The following is a 19,668-nucleotide window of genomic DNA, read 5'->3' as shown; positions in this document are numbered from 1 at the left end:
AAGATGGTTGTCACCCTGATCAACCCGGTCGCCATGGACGCCGGCCTGCGCTTCGCAATCCGCGAAGGTGGCCGTACCGTCGGCGCCGGTGTGGTCTCCACCATCATCGAGTAATCTGCTACACTCTGCGCCCCGATGTTGCCTGGGTAGGGCATCGGGGCGTATCAAACGGGAAAGTAGGCACAGGATGTGCCTTGTGTTCCCCGGACCAGGAAGGGTCAATGCCATTCAGGCGGCGTCAACAGGAAACTGTTGACAGCTGCCTTGCGTGCCATTATGCTTCGTCGTCTGGGCAGGCCTGTTTCTAGGTCTGCCTACGTTTTTGAGGTCTACGGATTGACCTTGTCGGCCTGCAGGAGTGCGGGCTGTCCGTATTCAGGGATTTCATGGGACAAAGCAACCCAGAGGCTTTGTCTGTCGCTCTTTTAACGAAGGAACCTACCGCCATGGCGGACCAAAAGATCCGGATCCGGCTGAAAGCGTTCGATCATCGTCTGATCGACCGTTCGGCCAGCGAGATCGTTGAGACGGCCAAGCGGACCGGCGCGCAAGTGCGTGGCCCGATCCCGCTGCCGACCAAGATCGAGCGTTACACCATTCTCGTTTCCCCGCACGTCGACAAGGACGCGCGTGACCAGTACGAGACCCGCACGCACAAGCGCGTGCTCGATATCGTTGACCCGAATGACAAGACCGTGGACGCGCTGATGAAGCTCGAACTGGCTGCCGGCGTCGACGTTCAGATCAAGCTGACCTGAGGACTACGACCATGACGAAGAAGTATTCGTTGGGCTTCGTGGGCCGCAAGGCTGGCATGAGCCGCGTGTTCACCGAAGATGGCCGTTCCATCCCGGTGACCCTGATCGAAGCAACCCCGAACCGCATCGCGCAGATCAAGACCGTCGAAACCGACGGCTACAGCGCCGTGCAGGTGACCGTCGGCGCTCGTCGCGCTGCCCTGGTCAACAAGCCGGAAGCCGGCCACTTCGCCAAGGCGAAGGTGGAAGCGGGTCGTGGCCTGTGGGAATTCCGCGTTGAGGACGCGCAGCTCGGCGATTTCGCCGTTGGCGGCGAAGTCAAGGCGGACATCTTTGAAGTCGGCCAGATCGTCGACGTCCAGGGTGTCACCAAGGGTAAGGGCTTCCAGGGCACCATCAAGCGCTACAACTTCCGTATGGGTGACGCTACCCACGGTAACTCGCTGTCGCATCGCGCGCCGGGTTCGCTGGGTCAGCGCCAGACGCCGGGTCGCGTGTTCCCGGGCAAGAAGATGTCCGGTCACATGGGCTCCGTGCAGCAGAGCACCCAGAACCTGGAAGTTGTCAAGGTCGACGTCGAACGCGGTCTGATCGCGGTTCGCGGCGCCGTTCCGGGCGCGGCGGGTGGCGACGTGATCGTCCGTCCGGCGAGCAAGGCATAAGGAGAGATGACGATGGAACTCGTTATCACGGGTAGCAATAACAAGGTCTCGGTCTCCGACGCCGTGTTCGGTCGCGATTTCAGCGAAGATCTGGTCCACCAGGTCGTCGTTGCTTACCGCAACGCCGGTCGCGCCGGCACCAAGGCGCAGAAGACTCGCTCCGAAGTGGCAGGTACCACCAAGAAGTCGAAGAAGCAGAAGGGCGGCGGCGCGCGTCATGGCGCACTGACGGCTCCGATCTTCGTCGGCGGCGGTGTCACCTTCGCGGCAAAGCCGCGCAGCTTCGAGCAGAAGGTCAATCGTAAGCAGTACCGTGCCGCCATGTGCGCGATCCTGTCCGAGCTGAACCGTCAGGGCCGTCTGACCATCGTGGAGTCCTTCGATGTCGAAGTGACCAACACGAAGGGTCTGATCGCCAAGCTGGCCGGCCTGGAAGTGGGCAAGCGCCCGCTGATCGTCACTGAAGAAGCCTCCGAGCACCTGTACCTGTCCGCCCGCAATCTGCCGTACGTGCAGGTGCGTGACGTCCAGGGTCTGGACCCGGTGTCGCTGGTCGGTGCCGACACGGTCGTCATCACCGCTGATGCGGTCAAGAAGGTCGAGGAGTGGCTGGCATGAACAGCAACGAAAAAATCTTCAGCGTGCTGCGTGCCCCGCGTGTCTCCGAAAAGACCGCTCGCATTCAGGAACTCTCCAACCAGTATGCCTTCGAAGTTTCGAACGAAGCCACCAAAGCCGATGTAAAGGCCGCGGTTGAGCAGCTGTTCGGCGTCAAGGTCGAGGCTGTCAACGTGGTCAACGTCAAGGGCAAGAACAAGTCCTTCCGTAACCGTGCTGGCCGCCGCGGCGATTGGCGTAAGGCTTACGTTCGCCTGGCCGACGGCCAGTCGATCGATGTAACGGCCAAGGCCTGAGGTACATCCCATGCCATTGATGAAATTCAAGCCCACTTCCCCCGGCCGCCGTTCGGCCGTGCGTGTGGTTACCCCCGACCTGCACAAGGGTGCTCCGCACGCCGCACTGGTCGAGTCGCAGAGCCGCTCGGGTGGTCGTAACCACCATGGCCGCATCACCGTGCGTCACGTCGGTGGTGGTGCCAAGCAGCACTACCGCATCATCGACTTCAAGCGCAACAAGCTGGGCATCCCGGCGCGCGTGGAACGCATCGAATACGATCCGAACCGCACCGCCCACATCGCCCTGCTGTGCTACGTCGACGGCGAGCGTCGCTACATCATCGCCCCGAAGGGCCTGAAGGCTGGTGATCAGGTGATCGCTGGTTCGGATGCTCCGATCAAGGCTGGCAACACCCTGCCGCTGCGCAACATCCCGGTCGGTACCACCATCCACTGCATCGAACTGAAGCCCGGCAAGGGCGCTCAGATCGCCCGCGCCGCTGGTGCGGCCGTGCAGCTGGTTGCCCGCGAAGGCATCTACGCCACCCTGCGCCTGCGCTCGGGTGAAATGCGTAAGGTTCCGGTCGAGTGCTGCGCCACCATCGGTGAAGTCGGCAACGACGAGCACAGCCTGGAAAAGCTGGGCAAGGCCGGTGCCAAGCGTTGGCGCGGCGTCCGCCCGACCGTTCGTGGTGCTGCCATGAACCCGGTTGACCACCCGCACGGTGGTGGTGAGGCCAAGGCCGGCCAGGGTAATCCGCATCCGGTCACCCCGTGGGGTGTCCCGACCAAGGGTTACAAGACGCGCCATAACAAGCGCACTCAGCAGTTCATCGTCCGCGATCGTAGGGGCTAATCGACCATGGCACGTTCACTCAAGAAGGGCCCGTTCGTCGATCACCACCTCGTCAAGAAGGTGGAGGCCGCTGCGGGCAGCAAGAAGCCGATCAAGACCTGGTCGCGCCGTTCGATGATCCTGCCTGACATGGTAGGCGTCACCATTGCCGTGCATAACGGCAAGAACCACATCCCGGTTCTCGTCAACGAGAACATGGTCGGCCACAAGCTTGGCGAATTTGCCATCACCCGGACCTTCAAGGGTCACGGTGGTGACAAGAAGTCGGGCAAGTAAGGAGAGATGACAATGGAAGCGAAAGCCATCCTGCGCACTGCGCGCATCTCCCCGCAGAAGGCTCGTCTGGTCGCTGACCAGGTGCGCGGTCTGCCGGCCGAACGTGCGGTCAACCTGCTGAAGTTCTCGGACAAGAAGGCTGCCCACCTGATCAAGAAGGTGGTGGAGTCGGCTATTGCAAATGCCGAGAACAACCAGGGCGCCGACGTCGACGAGCTGAAGGTTCAGACCATCATGGTTGATGAAGGTCCGACCCTGAAGCGTTTCATGGCGCGGGCGAAAGGCCGCGGTACCCGCATCCTCAAGCGCACCAGCCACATCACTGTGGTTGTGGGCGCCGCCAAGTAAGCGGATAAGGAAAAGACCATGGGTCATAAAGTTCATCCGATTGGTATCCGCCTCGGCATTTCCAAGGACTGGAACTCCAAGTGGTACGCCAACAAGGCCGAGTTCGCTGGTTACCTGGCAGCCGACCTGAAAGTGCGCGAAATGCTGCGCAAGAAGCTGGCTCAGGCCGGCATCAGCAAGATCCTGATCGAGCGTCCGGCCAAGACCGCTCGCGTGACGATCCACACCGCCCGTCCGGGCGTGGTGATCGGCAAGCGCGGTGAGGACATCGAGAAGCTGCGCAAGGAAGTGAGCGAGATGATGGGCGTCCCGGCGCACATCAACGTCACCGAAGTGCGCAAGCCGGAACTGGACGCTCAGCTCGTTGCCGAGTCGATCGCCCAGCAGCTGGAGCGCCGCATCATGTTCCGCCGTGCCATGAAGCGCTCGGTCGGCAACGCGATGCGCCTGGGTGCCCTGGGCATCAAGGTCAACGTGGGTGGCCGCCTCAACGGTGCAGAAATCGCCCGTTCGGAGTGGTACCGCGAAGGCCGCGTGCCGCTGCACACCCTGCGTGCCGACATCGACTATGGCTTCGCTGAAGCCAAGACGACCTACGGCATCATCGGCATCAAGGTCTGGATCTACAAGGGCGAGGTCTTCGATTTCTCCCAGGTTGGCCAGGAAAAGCAGGACGACACCCCGTCGCGCAACGATCGTCACGATCGCGGCGACCGCGGTGACCGTCAGCGCCCGGCTCGTGAAGCGAGGTAACGACAATGTTGCAACCCAAGCGAACCAAGTACCGCAAGGTGCACAAGGGCCGTAACGACGGCCTGAGCTGGAGCGCCAACGCTGTCAGCTTCGGCGAATACGGCCTCAAGGCAACCGCCCACGGTCAGCTGACCGCGCGTCAGATCGAAGCGGCCCGCCGCTCGATCAGCCGCTACGTGAAGCGCGGCGGCAAGATGTGGATCCGTGTGTTCCCCGACAAGCCCATCACCAAGAAGCCCATCGAAGTTCGAATGGGTTCGGGTAAGGGCAACGTGGAATACTGGGTGGCCCAGATCCAGCCCGGCCGCATGATCTATGAAATCGAGGGTGTCTCGGAGGAAGTGGCACGCGAGGCGTTCCGCCTGGCCGCCGCCAAGCTCTCGGTCACCACCACTTTCGTGACCCGGACGGTGCGCTGATGGAACTGAAAACTCTCCGTGAAAAGTCGGCTGACGAACTGAAGGCCCACCTGATCGACCTGCGTAAGGAACAGTTCTCTGTCCGTATGCAGCAGGTCACCGGCCAGCTGCCGAAGACTCACGATATCCGCCGCGTCCGTCGCGAGATTGCTCGCGTCAAGACGCTGCTCGGCAGCAAGAAGTAAGGACGGCCGCTATGAGCGACAATATCGAAAACAAGGCGCTGCGCACGGTCGAAGGCCGTGTCGTCAGCAACAAGATGGACAAGACGGTTACCGTCCTGGTTGAGCGTCAGGTCAAGCACGCGCTGTACGGCAAGTACATCAAGCGCTCGACGAAGCTGCACGCCCACGATGCCGACAACGCCTGCAAGGAAGGCGATGTCGTCCGCGTGACCGAGATTGCTCCGATGTCCAAGACCAAGAACTGGCGCGTGGTGGAAGTCATCACGCGCGCGGCTGAATAAGGAGCTGAATCATGATCCAGATGCAGAGCTACCTTGACGTCGCGGACAATTCGGGTGCCAAGCAGGTGATGTGCTTCAAGGTGCTGGGTGGTTCCAAGCGCCGTTACGCCGGCATCGGCGACATCATCAAGGTCACCGTGAAGGATGCGATTCCGCGCGGCAAGGTCAAGAAGGGTGAAGTGTATGACGCCGTCGTGGTGCGTACCCGCAAGGGTGTGCGTCGCGCCGACGGTTCGCTGATCCGCTTCGACGGCAACGCTGCCGTCCTGCTGAACAACAAGCAGGAGCCGATCGGCACCCGTATCTTCGGGCCGGTGACTCGTGAACTTCGTTCGGAGAAGTTCATGAAGATCGTCTCGCTCGCTCCCGAAGTGCTGTGAGCGACAGGAGATAATCATGGCTAACCGTATCAAGAAGGGCGACCAGGTTGTCGTCAACGCTGGCAAGGACAAGGGCAAGCAGGGCGAAGTCGTCCGCGTCGACGGCGACCGTGTGGTCGTCGGCAACGTGAACATCGTCAAGCGCCACACCAAGCCGAACCCGCAGGCAGGTGTTGCCGGCGGCGTGGTCGAGCGCGAAGCTTCGATCCATATCTCCAACGTGAATGTGCTGAACCCGGCTTCGGGCAAGGGCGAGCGCGTTGGCTTCAAGGTGCTGGAGGATGGACGCAAACTGCGTGTGTTCCGCTCCAGCGGTGAGGCGCTTGACGCCTGAGGAATGAGAAGATGAGTTCCCGTCTCGAAAAGTTCTACAAGGAAGAAGTGGTACCGGCGCTGATGAAGCAGTTCGGTTACACCAATCCGATGGAAGTGCCGAAGCTTGTCAAGGTCACCCTGAACATGGGTGTCGGCGAAGCGGCCACCAACAAGAAGATCCTGGAAAACGCCGTCGGCGACATGACCAAGATTTCCGGCCAGAAGCCGGTTGTCACCAAGTCGCGCGTGTCGGTTGCGTCGTTCAAGATCCGTGATGGTTGGCCGATCGGCTGCAAGACCACGCTGCGTCGCCACAAGATGTACGAGTTCCTGGATCGCCTGATCAACATCTCGCTGCCGCGCGTGCGCGACTTCCGTGGTGTTTCCGGTCGTTCCTTCGACGGTCGCGGCAACTTCAACATGGGTGTGAAGGAACAGATCATCTTCCCGGAAATCGACTTCGACGCTGTCGACGCGATCCGCGGCATGGATATCGCCATCACCACCACTGCGAAGACCGATGCGGAAGCGAAGGCGCTGCTGGCAGCGTTCAAGTTCCCGTTCCGTAACTGATCCGTCGAGGAATCCGAAATGGCAAAGACCTCCATGGTCAACCGCGACATCAAGCGGGAAAAGCTGGCAAAGAAGTACGCTGAAAAGCGTGCGGCTCTGAAGAAGATCGTGTCCTCCGTGGACGCGACCTACGAAGAGAAGATCGACGCCGCAACCAAGCTGGCCAAGCTGCCGCGCGATTCGTCGCCGAGCCGCCACCGCAACCGTTGCGAACTGTCGGGTCGTCCGCGTGGCGTCTACAGCAAGTTCGGCCTGGGCCGTAACAAGCTGCGCGAAGCCACCATGCGTGGCGACGTGCCGGGTCTGCGCAAGGCCAGCTGGTAATCCCAGCCGGCCCTGTGATCAGGAGCCCCTTCGGGGGTTCCTGAACCGGGCAGGGGAGGCATTCAGCCTTCCCGACGCAAAAAAACCGAAGAGCCCGGCGCAAGCCGGGCTCTTTTGGCGTATACTCCCGCGTCTTGCTCTGTGCAAACGGGGTAGCAGGGCAGGCCATCGGCCTGCTGCAACAAGGGACCTGGCCCGTTTCCAGGAGACAACAGATTTTCGCGAAAGCGGATATCGGTGCACTCAAAGGTACTCATATGAGCATGACTGATCCCATCGCCGACCTGCTGGTCCGCATCAAGAATGCGGCCGCGGTTGGCAAGCAGACGGTGAAAGCCCCGTCGTCCAAGATCAAGGTTGCGATCGCCCAGGTCCTGAAGGACGAGGGTTACATCACCGACCTGCGCGTGACCCAGCTGGAAAACAACAAGTCCGAGCTGGAAATCGTGCTGAAGTATTTCGAAGGCAAGCCGGTCATCGCGACCCTGAAGCGCTTCTCGCGTTCGGGCCTGCGCCAGTACCGCGGCAAGAGCGAGCTGCCGAAGGTCATGAATGGCCTGGGTATCTCCATCATTTCCACCTCCAAGGGCATCATGACTGATGCGCAGGCGCGCCAGCTGGGCGTCGGCGGCGAAGTCCTGTGCTTCGTGGCCTAAGGCGAAAGGAGTAATACTATGTCCCGCGTAGCCAAGAAGCCCGTCACCCTGGGTAAGGTTGAACTGAACGTCCAGTCCGATTCCGTCACCGTCAAGGGCCCGAAGGGCACCCTGTCGCTGCCGAAGCCGGCCGGCATTGCCATCAACGTCGACAACGGCGTTGCCACCCTGAGCGCCGAGAACGTTGACCTGGTCCCGCTGACCGGCACCGTCCGCGCCATCCTGGCCAACATGGTCAAGGGTGTTTCCGAAGGCTTCGAGCGCAAGCTGGAGCTGGTCGGCGTGGGTTACCGTGCTGCCATGCAGGGCAAGGACCTGAGCCTGTCGCTCGGTTACTCGCACCCGATCGTGTTCGTGGCGCCGGAAGGCATCACCATCACCACCCCGACCCAGACCGAAATTCTGGTGCAGGGCGCTGACAAGCAGGTCGTCGGTGAAGTCGCCGCCAAGATCCGTGCGTTCCGCAAGCCGGAACCGTACAAGGGCAAGGGCGTGAAGTACTCCGACGAAGTCATCATCCGTAAGGAAGCCAAGAAGGCGTAAGTGCGAGTCCCTCGCAAGAGCCCGCACATCCATGTGCGGACTCCTCAGGGAAAAGCCTAACCTTCCGCTTTCAAGGGAAAAAAATCATGAACAAGAACATCGCCCGCCTGCGTCGCGCCAAGTCGACCCGCGCCCACATCCGTGAGCTCGGCGTCGCCCGCCTGTCGGTGCTGCGCACCGGCCAGCACCTGTACGCCCAGGTCTTCACCGCTGACGGTTCCAAGGTGCTGGCTGCCGCCAACACCACCCAGACCGACATCATGGAAGGCCTGAAGAACGGCAAGAACGCCGATGCCGCCGCCAAGGTCGGCCGTATCGTCGCTGAGCGCGCCAAGGCCGCCGGCATCGAGAAGGTTGCCTTCGATCGTTCGGGCTACCGCTACCACGGCCGCATCAAGGCCCTGGCAGAAGCCGCCCGCGAAGCCGGCCTGCAGTTCTAAGGGATAAGGGCAGGGGACTTCTGGTCCCCTGTCCGCCTGCTCGCCCGTCTGAGTGAGGCGGGGCGGCGCCGCTCTTCTGCAGCGGCCCACCGCACCAGCGCGGTACTTCACAACCATAAGCGGCCTCGAGCCGTACATACCCAAACTACCAAGGAATCAAAATGGCAGAAGAGCGTCAGCAGCGGGGTCGCGATCGCGACCGTAACCGCGAAGAGAAAGTCGACGACGGCATGATCGAAAAGCTGGTCGCGGTCAACCGCGTCAGCAAGACCGTCAAGGGTGGCCGCCAGTTCACCTTCACCGCCCTGACCGTGGTCGGCGACGGCGAAGGCAAGGTCGGTTTCGGTTATGGCAAGGCGCGCGAAGTGCCGGTCGCCATCCAGAAGTCGATGGAACAGGCTCGCAAGAACCTGGTCAGCGTTGACCTGAACAACGGCACCCTGTGGCACACCATCAAGGATGGTCACGGCGCAGCCCGCGTGTTCATGCAGCCGGCTTCCGAAGGTACCGGCGTCATCGCCGGCGGTGCCATGCGCGCCGTGCTGGAAGCGGTTGGCGTGAAGAACGTGCTGGCCAAGGCCACCGGTTCGCGCAACCCGATCAACCTGGTGCGTGCCACCGTGAAGGGCCTGTCTGCTGCGCAGTCGCCGGCTCGCATCGCGGCCAAGCGCGGCAAGAAGGTGGAGGAACTCAACCATGGCTAATGAGTCCAACAAGACTGTGAAGGTGCGCCTGGTGCGCGGCCTGCGTGGTACCCAGTCGCGTCACCGCCTGTCGGTGCGTGCCCTGGGCCTGAACAAGCTCAACGATGTCCGTGAACTGAAGGACAGCCCGCAGGTTCGCGGTCTGATCAACACCGTTCACTACCTCGTCAAGGTTGAGGAGTAATCGATCATGACTCTGCGTCTCAATGAACTGAGCCCGGCACCGGGCGCCCGCACCGAGCGCACCCGCGTCGGTCGCGGTATCGGCTCGGGCCTGGGCAAGACTGCCGGCCGCGGCCACAAGGGTTCGTTCGCCCGTAAGGGTGGCGGCAAGATCAAGGCTGGCTTCGAAGGCGGCCAGACCCCCATGCAGCGTCGTCTGCCGAAGATCGGCTTCCGTTCGCCGATCGCCAAGGACACCGCTGAAGTGCTGCTGTACGCGCTGGACAAGCTGCCGGCCGGTGAGATCGACTTCGCCGCCCTGCGTGCTGCCAAGCTGGTCCCGAGCACTGCAAAGAAGGCCAAGGTCGTCGTCAAGGGCGAAGTGACCAAGGCGTTCACCCTGAAGGGTATTGCTGCCACGGCGGGTGCCAAGGCTGCAATCGAAGCTGCCGGCGGCAGCGTGACGGAGTAAGAAAATCATGGCGCAAGCTGGCATCGGTAACCTCGCGGGCGGAATGGGCAAGTTCACTGAACTTCGCCAACGTTTGCTGTTCGTCGTCGGGGCTTTGATCGTCTATCGCATCGGCTGTTATGTGCCGGTGCCGGGCGTCAATCCCGATGCCATGCTTGCCATGATGCAACAGCAGGGCGGCGGCATCGTGGACATGTTCAACATGTTCTCGGGCGGCGCCCTGCACCGTTTGAGCATCTTCGCGCTCAACGTGATGCCGTACATCTCGGCATCGATCGTGATGCAGCTGGCCACCCACATCTTCCCCGCCCTGAAGGCGATGCAGAAGGAAGGTGAGTCCGGCCGCCGCAAGATCACCCAGTATTCGCGCATCGGCGCCGTGCTGCTGGCGGTGGTGCAGGGCGGTTCGATCGCCCTGGCGCTGCAGAACCAGGTGGCACCGTCGGGCGCTCCGGTCGTGTACGCACCGGGCATGGGCTTCGTGCTCACCGCCGTGGTCGCACTGACCGCCGGCACCATGTTCCTGATGTGGGTCGGTGAGCAGGTCACCGAGCGCGGTATCGGCAACGGCGTGTCGCTGATCATCTTCGCCGGTATCGTGGCGGGCCTGCCGGGTGCGGTCATCCACACCTTCGACGCCTACCGCGACGGCAACATCCAGTTCATCCAGCTGCTGCTGATCGCCATCGTCGTCCTCGCCTTCACCTTCTTCGTGGTGTTCGTCGAGCGCGGCCAGCGCAGGATCACGGTCAACTACGCGCGCCGCCAGGGCGGTCGCAACGCGTACATGAACCAGACCTCGTTCCTGCCGCTGAAGCTGAACATGGCCGGCGTCATCCCGGCGATCTTCGCCTCGAGCCTGCTGGCCTTCCCGGCCACCCTGGCCATGTGGTCCGGCCAGGCTGCCAACCAGAGCGCCGTCGGCCAGACCCTGCAGAAGGTCGCCAACGCACTGGGCCCGGGCGAGCCGCTGCACATGATCGTGTTCGCTGCGCTGATCACCGGTTTTGCGTTCTTCTATACCGCGCTGGTGTTCAACTCGCAGGAAACCGCCGACAACCTGAAGAAGTCGGGCGCGCTGATTCCGGGCATCCGTCCGGGCAAGGCCACCGCCGATTACATCGACGGCGTGCTGACCCGCCTGACCGCTGCCGGTTCGGCTTACCTGGTGATCGTCTGCCTGCTGCCGGAACTGATGCGCACGCAGCTGAACGCCTCGTTCTACTTCGGTGGTACTTCGCTGCTGATCGTCGTGGTGGTGGTGATGGACTTCATCGCCCAGGTGCAGGCGCACCTGATGTCCCACCAGTACGAGAGCCTGCTGAAGAAGGCCAACCTGAAGGGCGGCAACCGCGGCGGTTTTGCCCGCGGCTGATAAGCCTGTTATACTTTCGTCTTCCTGACGTGATGGTCCCCCGCTTCGCGGACTCTGGCCACACAAACGAAGGGCGGCCCCCGCAGCGGTTCCGGGTGGGGGTGTGGCGAGGTGGTCCTGCGCTGGAGTAGCGCGGGCGGCCCCGGGGAAACCCAGGTCCAACCTTGTCCGGCGCCGGAGCCTGGGCACACTCCCCAGGCCGGGTTCATGAAACTTCAATGTTTCACGGGCTTCCATGTAAACCGGAACCTTGTTAGTATCGCTAGTTCACTTTTTTGATCCATCCTGCCGGATTGGCGTGCCCGAGGCGCGCTGTCGGCCATCACTCAGCTGGAGAACCGCGTCATGGCGCGTATTGCAGGCGTCAACCTGCCAGCCCAGAAGCACGTCTGGGTCGGGTTGCAAAGCATTTACGGCATCGGCCGTACCCGTTCGAAGAAGGTCTGCGAAGTCGCAGGCGTTGCTTCGACCACCAAGATCCGCGATCTGTCGGAGCCGGAAATCGAGCGCCTGCGCGCCGAAGTCGGCAAGTACATCGTGGAAGGCGATCTGCGCCGTGAAATCGGCATCGCGATCAAGCGCCTGATGGACCTGGGCTGCTACCGCGGCCTGCGTCACCGTCGCGGCCTGCCGCTGCGTGGCCAGCGCACCCGTACCAACGCCCGCACCCGCAAGGGCCCGCGCAAGGCGATCAGGAAGTAAGGGACCTATAAATGGCTAAGCCCGCTGCTAAGACCAAGAAGAAGATCAAGCGCGTCGTCACCGACGGCGTTGCCCACGTCCACGCTTCGTTCAACAACACCATCGTGACCATCACCGACCGCCAGGGCAACGCTCTGTCGTGGGCGACCTCCGGTGGCGCTGGCTTCCGCGGTTCGCGCAAGTCGACCCCGTTCGCTGCCCAGGTGGCTGCCGAAAAGGCCGGTCGTGCTGCGCTGGACTACGGCGTGAAGTCGCTGGAAGTCCGCATCAAGGGCCCGGGTCCGGGCCGTGAGTCGGCCGTGCGTTCGTTGAACAACGTCGGCTACAAGATCACCAACATCATCGACGTGACGCCTATCCCGCACAACGGGTGCCGTCCGCCGAAGAAGCGTCGCGTCTAAAGGGAGCGATAAGAAATGGCTCGTTATATCGGTCCTACCTGTAAGCTCGCCCGTCGCGAAGGCGCCGACCTGTCCCTGAAGAGCCCGGCGCGTGCGCTGGACTCCAAGTGCAAGCTGGAGCAGAAGCCCGGCCAGCACGGCGCCACTGCCCGCAAGGGCAAGCTGTCCGACTACGCCACCCAGCTGCGTGAAAAGCAGAAGGTCAAGCGTATCTACGGCCTGCTGGAGCGTCAGTTCCGCAACTACTACAAGAAGGCCTCGACCAAGAAGGGCAACACCGGCGAGAACCTGCTGCAGCTGCTGGAAACCCGCCTGGACAACGTCGTCTACCGCATGGGCTTCGCCGTGACCCGTCCGGCTGCCCGTCAGCTGGTGTCGCACCGCGGCGTCACCGTGAATGGCAAGTCGGTCAACCTGGCTTCGTACCAGGTCAAGGCTGGCGACGCCATCGCTCTGTCTGAAAAGGCTGCCAAGCAGCTGCGCGTCCAGGAAGCCCTGACCGTCGCCGCCCAGCATGACCTGAGCCCGTCGTGGGTTGAAGTGGATTCCGGCAAGTTCACCGGCATCTTCAAGGCTGTTCCGGATCGTTCGGATCTGCCTGCGGACATCAACGAAGCGCTGATCGTCGAGCTGTATTCGAAGTAATTCATCATTGGAGAGCCCCCGGCGACGGCCGGGGGTTCACTAGGAGAACCCGCAACATGACGGTTACCGCCAACCAGGTTCTGCGTCCTCGCGGTCCGCAGATCGAACGCCTTACCGACACCCGTGCAAAGGTCGTTATCGAACCTTTGGAGCGGGGTTACGGGCATACGCTGGGTAATGCCCTGCGTCGCGTGCTGCTGTCGTCCATCCCGGGCTTCGCCATCACGGAAGTCGAAATCGACGGCGTGTTGCACGAGTACACCACGGTCGAAGGTCTGCAGGAGGACGTGCTCGAAGTCCTGCTGAACCTGAAGGACGTGGCCATCCGTATGCATTCCGGCGACAGCGCCACCCTGTCCCTGTCCAAGCAGGGTCCGGGCGTTGTCACTGCTGCTGACATCAAGGTCGACCACAATGTGGAGATCCTGAACAGCGATCATGTGATCTGCCACCTGACCAAGGATACGGCGATCAACATGCGTCTGAAGATCGAACGTGGTTTCGGCTACCAGCCGGCTGCCGCGCGTCGTCGTCCGGACGAAGAAACCCGTGCCATCGGCCGCCTGGTCCTGGATGCCTCGTTCTCGCCGGTCCGCCGCGTCGCCTATGCCGTGGAAGCGGCTCGTGTCGAACAGCGTACCGACCTGGACAAGCTGGTCATCGATATCGAGACCAACGGCACCATCGACGCCGAGGAAGCCGTGCGCACCGCCGCCGACATCCTCAGCGACCAGCTGTCGGTGTTCGGTGACTTCACCCACCGCGACCGCGGTGCAGCCAAGCCGGCCAACAACGGCGTGGATCCGGTGCTGCTGCGCCCGATCGACGATCTGGAGCTGACCGTGCGTTCGGCCAACTGCCTGAAGGCCGAAAGCATCTACTACATCGGCGATCTGATCCAGAAGACCGAAGTGGAGCTGCTGAAGACCCCGAACCTGGGCAAGAAGTCGCTCACCGAGATCAAGGAAGTGCTGGCTCAGCGCGGCCTGTCCCTCGGCATGAAGCTGGAGAACTGGCCGCCGGCCGGCGTCGCCAGCCACGGCATGCTGGGCTGATATCGGTAATGCCTGGAGGCTCCACCGTTCGCGGTGGGGCCTTCAACGCAACATACATGCCACGACGAACCGCAGGTTCGCGGGCAGGTCGTCCAGGACGGATGGCCAGGACCAACCGCAGTCCGCGCAGCAACGCCAGGATGGCGACAACGATCCACACAGCCTCATCATTAACCAAGGAATATCACCATGCGTCACATGAAGTCTGGCCGTAAGTTCAACCGCACCAGCGCCCACCGCGAAGCGATGTTCAAGAACATGGCCGCCTCGCTGTTCAAGCACGAGCTGATCAAGACCACCCTGCCGAAGGCCAAGGAACTGCGCCGCGTTGCCGAGCCGCTGATCACCCTGGCCAAGGTCGACTCCGTCGCCAACCGCCGTCTGGCCTTCGCCCGCCTGCGTGACAACGAAGCCGTGGGCAACCTGTTCACCATCCTGGGCCCGCGCTACGCGAACCGTCCGGGCGGCTACCTGCGTCTGCTGAAGTGCGGCTTCCGCGCCGGCGACAACGCTCCGATGGCCTACGTCGAGCTGGTCGACCGTCCGGCCGTGGCCGAGGAAGTGGCCGAGTAATCGGACCGTTCCAACGCGACACAGCGAAAGCCCGGCCTCTGCCGGGCTTTTGCGTTCTGGTAGCGCCGGGCCATGCCCGGCGTTTGCGTTTCCGGGCTCCGCTCCGGCCCACACCGTTCCGACAGGCGTGCCGTGTGGCGGTTCGAACGGGAGGCGCTCTCGGTTACGCTTGGCGCCTGATCCGTTCGAGCGTTCACGATGAATCCTTTGCGCTGGCCCTTCCGCGCCCAGTTCCTGTTGGGCTTCCTGATCTGCGTGGGCCTGCTTGGCTACGCCATCTTCCTGCAGCTGAAGATGGGGCTGGAGCCTTGCCCGCTGTGCATCTTCCAGCGCCTGGCATTCGCTGCACTGGGCCTGTTGTTCCTGATCGGCGCCTTGCACGGTCCCTCGAACCGGCCTGGGCGCGCGACCTACGGCATCCTTGCCTTCATTGCGGCAGCTGTCGGAATCGGCATTGCTGGGCGCCATGTCTACGTGCAGATGCTGCCGCCGGAAATGGGTTCCACCTGCGGCCCGCCGCTGGCGTTCCTGAGCGAGACCATGGGGCCGCTGGAAGTGTTCCGCACCGTGCTGACCGGCACCGGCAACTGCGGCAACATCGACTGGACCTTCCTGGGCATGACCATGCCGATGTGGTCGGGCGTGTGGTTCGTCCTGCTGGCGCTGTGGGCGCTGGTGGTGTCGCTGCGCAAGGTCAAGCGCTGACGCAAGGTAGTGCCGGCCGCTGGCCGGCAACCTCATGAGCGATGGCGGGTGTCCCGTAGTTGCCGGCCAGCGGCCGGCATTACCACGGCCCGTCCTCAGAAGTCCTGCTGCAGGCTCAGGTAGGCACCGCGGCGCGGGCCCCACTGCGGGGCGAACACACCCACGCCGCCGCCATCACGCAGCTGGTAGCTGCGGTCCAGTGCATTGATCAACGCCACCTGCATGTGCAGCGGATGCCCGCTGTCGGCATTGAAGTCGTGGCCGGCGCTGAGGTTCACCTGCAGGTAGGACGGCAGTTCGCCGCCGTTGGGCACGGTGTCGGTATCCGAGCGCAGGCCGCTGCCGAACACGTAGTTCGCGCCGATGCGGTTGTGGCCGGCGAAGGCATAGCTGAAACCGCCTGACGAGGTCAGCTTCTGGTCGTGGTCCAGGTGGATCCAGTGGTCGGCCACGTAGGCCAGTGCTTCCGGGTCGAGGTTGTACTGGCTGGTGATGACGTCGGTGCCGATGGCCTTGTTCAGGGCGGCATTGAAGTAGGCGCTCAAGGGGCCGTTGCTGTAGTCGGCGCTGAATTCCAGGCCGCGGATGTGGCCACGGCGGTAGTTGAACGTCGAGTAGATGTAGGCGGCGCCGAACTGGCCTTCGTCCTGCAGGCGCGATACGCGCCGGTCGTAGGCATCCAGGCCCAGGGTCAGGTGGTCGCCGACCTGCTGGGAGACACCGATGTCGTAGTAGTCGCTGCGCTCGGCCAGCGGGATGTTGTTGCCACCGGATGGCTGTGCGTTGGTGGTGCCGTCATACAGGCTGATGTCGCTGGTGGCGATCAGCTCGCTCGCCGGCGGGGTGAAGTAGCGCGAGTAGCCGGCATGCACGGTGGTGCTGTCGCTGGCATTCCAGACCACGCCCAGGCGCGGGCTGAGCTGGCCCTCGGTCTGGCCGAAGGCCTTGTAGCGATCACCACGCAGGCCGTAGTTGACCGTCCAGTCGTTGCCGATCTTCCATTCGTCCTGCACGTAGACCGCCAGGGTGGTGGCCTTGAACGCGCTGTTGTCGGCAATCTGCAGCGGCGTGGTGCTGGCCTGCTCGCCGTCATCGTCGACCGGGAACACCCAGCTGTTGGTGCTGGCACGCGCGCGTTCCTGGTTGCCGTATACGCCGTAGCGCAGCGTGTGGTTGTCGCCCAGCGGCGTGGAGAAATCCGCCTGCAGCGTATTGGCGCGGTTGCTGCGCTGGACCTGCGAGGCGACGCCACTGAACACCAGGTCGCCGGCCACGTCGGGATTGAAGCCGACATCGCTGTAGCGCTGGCCGGCGGAGACCTGGTAGGCGGTCTCGCCCAGCGTGCCCTGCAGCACCAGCATGCCGAAGCGGGTGGTTTCGCGCTGGGTCTCATCCAGCTGGCTGGAATCGAAGGTGGTGGTGTCCAGGTAGCCGAACTGCGGCGTCTGCCCCGGATTGACCGGAATCTGGAAGCGGTTGTTGGCGAAGCCGGCGAACACGCTCAGGCGGGTGGTGTCGTTGACCAGATAGGTCAGGTCAGCGAAGGCTTTGCCCTGGTGGGTATCGTCATGCTCCGGCTTGCGCGAGCTGGTCGGGTTCTCCAGGCCCACCTCGTTCTGGTCGTAGTTGCCGGTCAGGAACCAGCTCCAGCGCCCCTGCGAGCCCCACCAGGAGGCATTCGGATTGACCTTGCCGAACGAGCCGGTGGTGATGCCGACGCTGCCGCCATTGCCAAGTTCGGCGCCACTGCGGGTGGTGATGTCGACCACCGCGGCGGTGCGCTCGCCGAACTGCGCCGGCAACGCGCCGTCCATCAGCCGGATGCTCTTGATCGTGCGTGCATCCAGGGTCTGGCCAAAGCCGGAGATCGATTCCGGCAGCAGCACGCCGTTGATGCGGTACTGCAGGTTGGCGTGGTCGCCGCGCACGTGCACGCCACCGTAGGAATCCTGGACCACGCCGGGCGCCTGCAGCAGTACCTGGCTGAGCGGCGCGGACGCCCCCAGCGGCTGCTTCTGGATGTCCTCGGCGGTGATCTGGTACTGGCTGCTGCCGATGTCGGGCGACAGCGCGTTGCGCGCCTGGTCGAGCTGGGCGCTGACGGTGACCGTATCGAGGTCCTTCACCGGCGCCGCGTCGGTGCCGGCATCGGCGGCCAGGGCGAGGTTGGGCAGGCTGGCCAGGGCCAGGGCGAAAGTGATGCCGGTAGCGAGCAGGGAGGGCTTCATGGCGGATGGGCTGTGGAAGGGGCCGGTAGGGGTGACTGGATTGTTACTTCGTAACACTGCGGAGCGAATCATGCGCCTGTCCCGGGGGCTGTGGGCATGCGGTTTGTGGCCACTCGCGCTGACCTTTCCCCGGCGTTCAGCCATGTGCAGGCGTCTCCCGGGCCTTTGCGGCAGCGGCCGGCTCTGCGACCATGACCGTCCCCCACCCCCGGAATCCTGCAATGAGCCTGTCCGCCGTTCCGCCCGTCTCCGATCCTGCTGCGACCGCCACCGGCGCTGGCTGGTCGCCGGAGAGCTGGCGTGGCAAGACCGCGCTGCAGATGCCGACCTATCCCGATCCGATTGCCCTGGACGCGGCCCTGCATGAGCTGAAGCGGCTGCCGCCGCTGGTGACCTCGTGGGAGATCCTGGCGCTGAAGCAGCAGCTGGCTGATGCGCAGGAGGGCAAGCGCTTCCTGCTGCAGGGCGGTGACTGCGCGGAGAATTTCAGCGACTGCGAATCGGGCACGATCTCCAACCGCCTGAAGGTGCTGCTGCAGATGAGCCTGGTGCTGGTGCACGGCCTGCGCCAGCCGGTGATCCGCGTCGGCCGCTTCGCCGGCCAGTACGCCAAGCCGCGTTCGGCCGACACCGAGACCCGCGATGGCGTGACCCTGCCCAGCTACCGCGGCGATGTGATCAACGCGCCGGCGTTCACCGAGGCTGCGCGCCTGCCGGACCCGAAGCGGATGCTGCAGGCCCACGCCCACTCGGCGATGACGATGAACTTCGTGCGGGCGCTGATCGATGGTGGCTTCGCCGACCTGCACCACCCCGAGTACTGGAACCTGGAGTGGGTGCGGCATTCGCCGCTGGCTGCCGAGTACCAGAAGATGGTGGCTTCGATCGGCGACGCGGTGCACTTCATGGAGACCCTGGCCGGGGCCCGCGTGCACAACCTCAACCGCATCGATTTCTACACCTCGCACGAAGCGCTGCTGCTGCCCTACGAGCAGGCCCTGACCCGCCAGGTGCCGCGCCAACAGGGCTGGTTGAACCTGAGCACGCATTACCCGTGGATCGGCATGCGCACTGCCGCGCTGGATGGCGCACACGTGGAATACCTGCGTGGCGTACGCAACCCGATCGCGATCAAGGTGGGCCCGTCGGTGCAGCCGGACCAGCTGCTGCGGTTGATCGATGTGCTGAACCCGGATGACGAACCCGGCCGCCTGAGTTTCATCCACCGCATGGGAGCGGCGCAGATTGCCGAGAAGCTGCCGCCGCTGCTGGACGCGGTGAAGCGCGATGGCCGCCGCGTGCTGTGGGTGTGCGATGCGATGCACGGAAATACCGAGAGCACGGCCAACGGTTTCAAGACGCGTCGCTTCGACAACGTGCGGGGCGAGGTGGAAATGTCCTTCGACCTGCACGCTGCGGCGGGCACGCGGCTGGGTGGCGTGCACCTGGAGCTGACCGGCGAGGACGTGACCGAATGCACCGGTGGTGCGCGCGAGTTGACCGAGCGTGACCTGGAGCGTGCGTATCGCTCGACGGTGGACCCGCGGTTGAACTATGAGCAGTCGCTGGAGATAGCGATGGCGATCGTGCGCAAGCAGGAGCAGGCGAGGTAGGTTTTTTCTGCAGGGCTTGCAGCCCTGCACCTGCGGTAGTGCCGGCCGCTGGCCGGCAACCTCAACAGCAAAAGCGGGCATTCCGTGGGATGGCGGGGCGGTGTGGGTGGTCAGGACACGCCGTAAACCCCCTCCGGGGTCCGGCCCAGCCGCTGGCGGCTGTGCGTTCGGGCGCTTGCGAAGCAGTGCTTCGCAAGCAAAGCGCCCTCACCCATGGGGGCTCGATGGCGCCATCCATGGCGCCAACGGTCCTGCCCACCCACACCGCCCCGCCTCTGACAGTTGGCCGGTGGCTGTTGGTGGGTGCCGACCGTTGGTCGGCACATCTGTCGGATATCGAATGAATTCATCCACGCATGGCGTGGATC

At 63.5% G+C, this 19,668-nt stretch carries 30 protein-coding genes and 1 pseudogene; 30 read left to right on the top strand and 1 reads right to left on the bottom strand.

What is annotated here, in order from left to right:
• The 29 genes and pseudogenes from QMZ26_RS20410 to QMZ26_RS20270 all read left to right on the top strand — a co-directional run.
• Positions 1–114, top strand: a pseudogene (locus tag QMZ26_RS20410) (elongation factor Tu); the annotation flags it as partial.
• A gap of 332 nt (positions 115–446) precedes the next feature.
• Positions 447–758: a 30S ribosomal protein S10 gene (rpsJ, locus tag QMZ26_RS20405; protein ID WP_010341589.1), complete on the top strand. Its 312-nt coding sequence runs from the start codon at positions 447–449 to the stop codon at positions 756–758.
• Positions 759–769: 11 nt separating this feature from the next.
• A complete protein-coding gene (rplC, locus tag QMZ26_RS20400; protein WP_059066096.1) occupies positions 770–1,420 on the top strand; it encodes a 50S ribosomal protein L3 in 651 nt (216 codons plus the stop codon).
• Between the two features lie 12 nt (positions 1,421–1,432).
• Complete coding sequence (rplD, locus tag QMZ26_RS20395) at positions 1,433–2,038, top strand: 50S ribosomal protein L4 (protein ID WP_004145337.1); 606 nt, start codon at positions 1,433–1,435, stop codon at positions 2,036–2,038.
• Positions 2,035–2,334: a 50S ribosomal protein L23 gene (gene rplW, locus QMZ26_RS20390; protein WP_079220754.1), complete on the top strand. Its 300-nt coding sequence runs from the start codon at positions 2,035–2,037 to the stop codon at positions 2,332–2,334. Before rplD ends, rplW begins: the two co-directional genes overlap by 4 nt.
• A gap of 10 nt (positions 2,335–2,344) precedes the next feature.
• Entirely contained in the window at positions 2,345–3,172 is an 828-nt protein-coding gene (gene rplB, locus QMZ26_RS20385) for a 50S ribosomal protein L2 (RefSeq protein ID WP_004145339.1), read from the top strand.
• Positions 3,173–3,178: 6 nt separating this feature from the next.
• Positions 3,179–3,448: a 30S ribosomal protein S19 gene (gene rpsS, locus QMZ26_RS20380; RefSeq protein WP_004154485.1), complete on the top strand. Its 270-nt coding sequence runs from the start codon at positions 3,179–3,181 to the stop codon at positions 3,446–3,448.
• 12 nt (positions 3,449–3,460) lie between these two features.
• Positions 3,461–3,796 carry a 50S ribosomal protein L22 gene (rplV, locus tag QMZ26_RS20375; RefSeq protein ID WP_004145348.1) on the top strand — a complete coding sequence of 112 codons (336 nt, stop codon included), beginning with the start codon at positions 3,461–3,463 and terminating at the stop codon, positions 3,794–3,796.
• Between the two features lie 18 nt (positions 3,797–3,814).
• Positions 3,815–4,549, top strand: coding sequence for a 30S ribosomal protein S3 (gene rpsC, locus QMZ26_RS20370; RefSeq protein ID WP_004145350.1), 735 nt, complete (start codon positions 3,815–3,817; stop codon positions 4,547–4,549).
• A gap of 5 nt (positions 4,550–4,554) precedes the next feature.
• Entirely contained in the window at positions 4,555–4,968 is a 414-nt protein-coding gene (gene rplP, locus QMZ26_RS20365; protein ID WP_004154486.1) for a 50S ribosomal protein L16, read from the top strand.
• Complete coding sequence (gene rpmC / locus QMZ26_RS20360; RefSeq protein WP_108767851.1) at positions 4,968–5,153, top strand: 50S ribosomal protein L29; 186 nt, start codon at positions 4,968–4,970, stop codon at positions 5,151–5,153. The genes rplP and rpmC overlap by 1 nt, the downstream gene beginning before the upstream one ends.
• An 11-nt stretch (positions 5,154–5,164) precedes the next feature.
• Entirely contained in the window at positions 5,165–5,434 is a 270-nt protein-coding gene (gene rpsQ, locus QMZ26_RS20355) for a 30S ribosomal protein S17 (RefSeq protein ID WP_079220755.1), read from the top strand.
• An 11-nt stretch (positions 5,435–5,445) separates the two neighbouring features.
• Positions 5,446–5,814 carry a 50S ribosomal protein L14 gene (gene rplN, locus QMZ26_RS20350; protein ID WP_010483978.1) on the top strand — a complete coding sequence of 123 codons (369 nt, stop codon included), beginning with the start codon at positions 5,446–5,448 and terminating at the stop codon, positions 5,812–5,814.
• 16 nt (positions 5,815–5,830) lie between these two features.
• Positions 5,831–6,148 (top strand): 50S ribosomal protein L24, encoded by a 318-nt coding sequence (gene rplX / locus QMZ26_RS20345; protein WP_079220756.1) that lies wholly within the window; start codon positions 5,831–5,833, stop codon positions 6,146–6,148.
• Between the two features lie 11 nt (positions 6,149–6,159).
• Complete coding sequence (gene rplE, locus QMZ26_RS20340) at positions 6,160–6,702, top strand: 50S ribosomal protein L5 (RefSeq protein ID WP_079220757.1); 543 nt, start codon at positions 6,160–6,162, stop codon at positions 6,700–6,702.
• A gap of 18 nt (positions 6,703–6,720) precedes the next feature.
• On the top strand, positions 6,721–7,026 hold the full coding sequence (rpsN, locus tag QMZ26_RS20335) for a 30S ribosomal protein S14 (RefSeq protein WP_079220758.1): 306 nt from the start codon (positions 6,721–6,723) through the stop codon (positions 7,024–7,026).
• Between the two features lie 257 nt (positions 7,027–7,283).
• On the top strand, positions 7,284–7,682 hold the full coding sequence (gene rpsH / locus QMZ26_RS20330) for a 30S ribosomal protein S8 (protein ID WP_005408210.1): 399 nt from the start codon (positions 7,284–7,286) through the stop codon (positions 7,680–7,682).
• Between the two features lie 18 nt (positions 7,683–7,700).
• Positions 7,701–8,225 carry a 50S ribosomal protein L6 gene (gene rplF / locus QMZ26_RS20325; RefSeq protein WP_079220759.1) on the top strand — a complete coding sequence of 175 codons (525 nt, stop codon included), beginning with the start codon at positions 7,701–7,703 and terminating at the stop codon, positions 8,223–8,225.
• An 86-nt stretch (positions 8,226–8,311) separates the two neighbouring features.
• Positions 8,312–8,665: a 50S ribosomal protein L18 gene (gene rplR / locus QMZ26_RS20320; RefSeq protein WP_234458748.1), complete on the top strand. Its 354-nt coding sequence runs from the start codon at positions 8,312–8,314 to the stop codon at positions 8,663–8,665.
• 161 nt (positions 8,666–8,826) lie between these two features.
• Positions 8,827–9,369, top strand: a complete 543-nt coding sequence (gene rpsE / locus QMZ26_RS20315) for a 30S ribosomal protein S5 (RefSeq protein WP_004145411.1) — start codon at positions 8,827–8,829, stop codon at positions 9,367–9,369.
• Positions 9,362–9,553: a 50S ribosomal protein L30 gene (gene rpmD, locus QMZ26_RS20310; RefSeq protein WP_004154497.1), complete on the top strand. Its 192-nt coding sequence runs from the start codon at positions 9,362–9,364 to the stop codon at positions 9,551–9,553. Before rpsE ends, rpmD begins: the two co-directional genes overlap by 8 nt.
• A 6-nt stretch (positions 9,554–9,559) precedes the next feature.
• Positions 9,560–10,003, top strand: coding sequence for a 50S ribosomal protein L15 (rplO, locus tag QMZ26_RS20305; protein ID WP_004154498.1), 444 nt, complete (start codon positions 9,560–9,562; stop codon positions 10,001–10,003).
• A gap of 7 nt (positions 10,004–10,010) precedes the next feature.
• Positions 10,011–11,378, top strand: a complete 1,368-nt coding sequence (gene secY / locus QMZ26_RS20300; RefSeq protein ID WP_079220761.1) for a preprotein translocase subunit SecY — start codon at positions 10,011–10,013, stop codon at positions 11,376–11,378.
• A 345-nt stretch (positions 11,379–11,723) separates the two neighbouring features.
• Complete coding sequence (rpsM, locus tag QMZ26_RS20295) at positions 11,724–12,080, top strand: 30S ribosomal protein S13 (RefSeq protein WP_004145437.1); 357 nt, start codon at positions 11,724–11,726, stop codon at positions 12,078–12,080.
• A gap of 11 nt (positions 12,081–12,091) precedes the next feature.
• A complete protein-coding gene (gene rpsK / locus QMZ26_RS20290) occupies positions 12,092–12,481 on the top strand; it encodes a 30S ribosomal protein S11 (protein WP_004145443.1) in 390 nt (129 codons plus the stop codon).
• Between the two features lie 15 nt (positions 12,482–12,496).
• Positions 12,497–13,126 carry a 30S ribosomal protein S4 gene (gene rpsD / locus QMZ26_RS20285; protein WP_004145446.1) on the top strand — a complete coding sequence of 210 codons (630 nt, stop codon included), beginning with the start codon at positions 12,497–12,499 and terminating at the stop codon, positions 13,124–13,126.
• Positions 13,127–13,182: 56 nt separating this feature from the next.
• Positions 13,183–14,181, top strand: coding sequence for a DNA-directed RNA polymerase subunit alpha (gene rpoA / locus QMZ26_RS20280; protein WP_079220762.1), 999 nt, complete (start codon positions 13,183–13,185; stop codon positions 14,179–14,181).
• 189 nt (positions 14,182–14,370) lie between these two features.
• Positions 14,371–14,754, top strand: a complete 384-nt coding sequence (gene rplQ, locus QMZ26_RS20275; RefSeq protein ID WP_079220763.1) for a 50S ribosomal protein L17 — start codon at positions 14,371–14,373, stop codon at positions 14,752–14,754.
• 198 nt (positions 14,755–14,952) lie between these two features.
• Positions 14,953–15,459 carry a disulfide bond formation protein B gene (locus QMZ26_RS20270; RefSeq protein ID WP_200734075.1) on the top strand — a complete coding sequence of 169 codons (507 nt, stop codon included), beginning with the start codon at positions 14,953–14,955 and terminating at the stop codon, positions 15,457–15,459.
• Positions 15,460–15,554: 95 nt separating this feature from the next.
• Here QMZ26_RS20270 and QMZ26_RS20265 read toward each other — a convergent pair whose 3' ends face one another.
• Positions 15,555–17,687: a TonB-dependent receptor gene (locus QMZ26_RS20265; protein WP_283222500.1), complete on the bottom strand. Its 2,133-nt coding sequence runs from the start codon at positions 17,685–17,687 to the stop codon at positions 15,555–15,557.
• 221 nt (positions 17,688–17,908) lie between these two features.
• On the opposite strand from QMZ26_RS20265, the gene QMZ26_RS20260 reads away from it, so the two are divergent.
• The gene (locus QMZ26_RS20260; protein ID WP_200734077.1) at positions 17,909–19,300 is read left to right on the top strand and encodes a 3-deoxy-7-phosphoheptulonate synthase class II; all 1,392 of its coding nucleotides are present in this window, start codon (positions 17,909–17,911) and stop codon (positions 19,298–19,300) included.
• The last annotated feature ends 368 nt before the right edge of the window (positions 19,301–19,668 follow it).

Source organism: Stenotrophomonas sp. PFBMAA-4 (assembly GCF_030053215.1).
In the GTDB taxonomy this organism is placed as follows: Bacteria; Pseudomonadota; Gammaproteobacteria; order Xanthomonadales; family Xanthomonadaceae; genus Stenotrophomonas.
Note: the sequence above shows the minus strand (reverse complement) of the source record. Positions and strands in the feature narration are given on the sequence as shown.

What these genes read in the sequence shown, in the direction of transcription:
- rplF (WP_079220759.1), top strand. Translation starts at nt 7,701, where the DNA reads ATGTCCCGCGTAGCCAAGAAGCCCGTCACCCTGGGTAAGGTTGAACTG.
- rplW (WP_079220754.1), top strand. Translation starts at nt 2,035, where the DNA reads ATGAACAGCAACGAAAAAATCTTCAGCGTGCTGCGTGCCCCGCGTGTC.
- QMZ26_RS20270 (WP_200734075.1), top strand. Translation starts at nt 14,953, where the DNA reads ATGAATCCTTTGCGCTGGCCCTTCCGCGCCCAGTTCCTGTTGGGCTTC.
- rplB (WP_004145339.1), top strand. Translation starts at nt 2,345, where the DNA reads ATGCCATTGATGAAATTCAAGCCCACTTCCCCCGGCCGCCGTTCGGCC.
- rplE (WP_079220757.1), top strand. Translation starts at nt 6,160, where the DNA reads ATGAGTTCCCGTCTCGAAAAGTTCTACAAGGAAGAAGTGGTACCGGCG.
- rpsS (WP_004154485.1), top strand. Translation starts at nt 3,179, where the DNA reads ATGGCACGTTCACTCAAGAAGGGCCCGTTCGTCGATCACCACCTCGTC.
- QMZ26_RS20265 (WP_283222500.1), bottom strand. Translation starts at nt 17,687, where the DNA reads ATGAAGCCCTCCCTGCTCGCTACCGGCATCACTTTCGCCCTGGCCCTG.
- rpsE (WP_004145411.1), top strand. Translation starts at nt 8,827, where the DNA reads ATGGCAGAAGAGCGTCAGCAGCGGGGTCGCGATCGCGACCGTAACCGC.
- rpoA (WP_079220762.1), top strand. Translation starts at nt 13,183, where the DNA reads ATGACGGTTACCGCCAACCAGGTTCTGCGTCCTCGCGGTCCGCAGATC.
- rpsH (WP_005408210.1), top strand. Translation starts at nt 7,284, where the DNA reads ATGAGCATGACTGATCCCATCGCCGACCTGCTGGTCCGCATCAAGAAT.
- rpsN (WP_079220758.1), top strand. Translation starts at nt 6,721, where the DNA reads ATGGCAAAGACCTCCATGGTCAACCGCGACATCAAGCGGGAAAAGCTG.
- rpsJ (WP_010341589.1), top strand. Translation starts at nt 447, where the DNA reads ATGGCGGACCAAAAGATCCGGATCCGGCTGAAAGCGTTCGATCATCGT.
- rpmD (WP_004154497.1), top strand. Translation starts at nt 9,362, where the DNA reads ATGGCTAATGAGTCCAACAAGACTGTGAAGGTGCGCCTGGTGCGCGGC.
- rpsQ (WP_079220755.1), top strand. Translation starts at nt 5,165, where the DNA reads ATGAGCGACAATATCGAAAACAAGGCGCTGCGCACGGTCGAAGGCCGT.
- rplO (WP_004154498.1), top strand. Translation starts at nt 9,560, where the DNA reads ATGACTCTGCGTCTCAATGAACTGAGCCCGGCACCGGGCGCCCGCACC.
- rpsK (WP_004145443.1), top strand. Translation starts at nt 12,092, where the DNA reads ATGGCTAAGCCCGCTGCTAAGACCAAGAAGAAGATCAAGCGCGTCGTC.
- rpsD (WP_004145446.1), top strand. Translation starts at nt 12,497, where the DNA reads ATGGCTCGTTATATCGGTCCTACCTGTAAGCTCGCCCGTCGCGAAGGC.
- rplD (WP_004145337.1), top strand. Translation starts at nt 1,433, where the DNA reads ATGGAACTCGTTATCACGGGTAGCAATAACAAGGTCTCGGTCTCCGAC.
- rplV (WP_004145348.1), top strand. Translation starts at nt 3,461, where the DNA reads ATGGAAGCGAAAGCCATCCTGCGCACTGCGCGCATCTCCCCGCAGAAG.
- rplX (WP_079220756.1), top strand. Translation starts at nt 5,831, where the DNA reads ATGGCTAACCGTATCAAGAAGGGCGACCAGGTTGTCGTCAACGCTGGC.
- rplR (WP_234458748.1), top strand. Translation starts at nt 8,312, where the DNA reads ATGAACAAGAACATCGCCCGCCTGCGTCGCGCCAAGTCGACCCGCGCC.
- QMZ26_RS20260 (WP_200734077.1), top strand. Translation starts at nt 17,909, where the DNA reads ATGAGCCTGTCCGCCGTTCCGCCCGTCTCCGATCCTGCTGCGACCGCC.
- secY (WP_079220761.1), top strand. Translation starts at nt 10,011, where the DNA reads ATGGCGCAAGCTGGCATCGGTAACCTCGCGGGCGGAATGGGCAAGTTC.
- rplC (WP_059066096.1), top strand. Translation starts at nt 770, where the DNA reads ATGACGAAGAAGTATTCGTTGGGCTTCGTGGGCCGCAAGGCTGGCATG.
- rplQ (WP_079220763.1), top strand. Translation starts at nt 14,371, where the DNA reads ATGCGTCACATGAAGTCTGGCCGTAAGTTCAACCGCACCAGCGCCCAC.
- rplP (WP_004154486.1), top strand. Translation starts at nt 4,555, where the DNA reads ATGTTGCAACCCAAGCGAACCAAGTACCGCAAGGTGCACAAGGGCCGT.
- rpsM (WP_004145437.1), top strand. Translation starts at nt 11,724, where the DNA reads ATGGCGCGTATTGCAGGCGTCAACCTGCCAGCCCAGAAGCACGTCTGG.
- rpmC (WP_108767851.1), top strand. Translation starts at nt 4,968, where the DNA reads ATGGAACTGAAAACTCTCCGTGAAAAGTCGGCTGACGAACTGAAGGCC.
- rplN (WP_010483978.1), top strand. Translation starts at nt 5,446, where the DNA reads ATGATCCAGATGCAGAGCTACCTTGACGTCGCGGACAATTCGGGTGCC.
- rpsC (WP_004145350.1), top strand. Translation starts at nt 3,815, where the DNA reads ATGGGTCATAAAGTTCATCCGATTGGTATCCGCCTCGGCATTTCCAAG.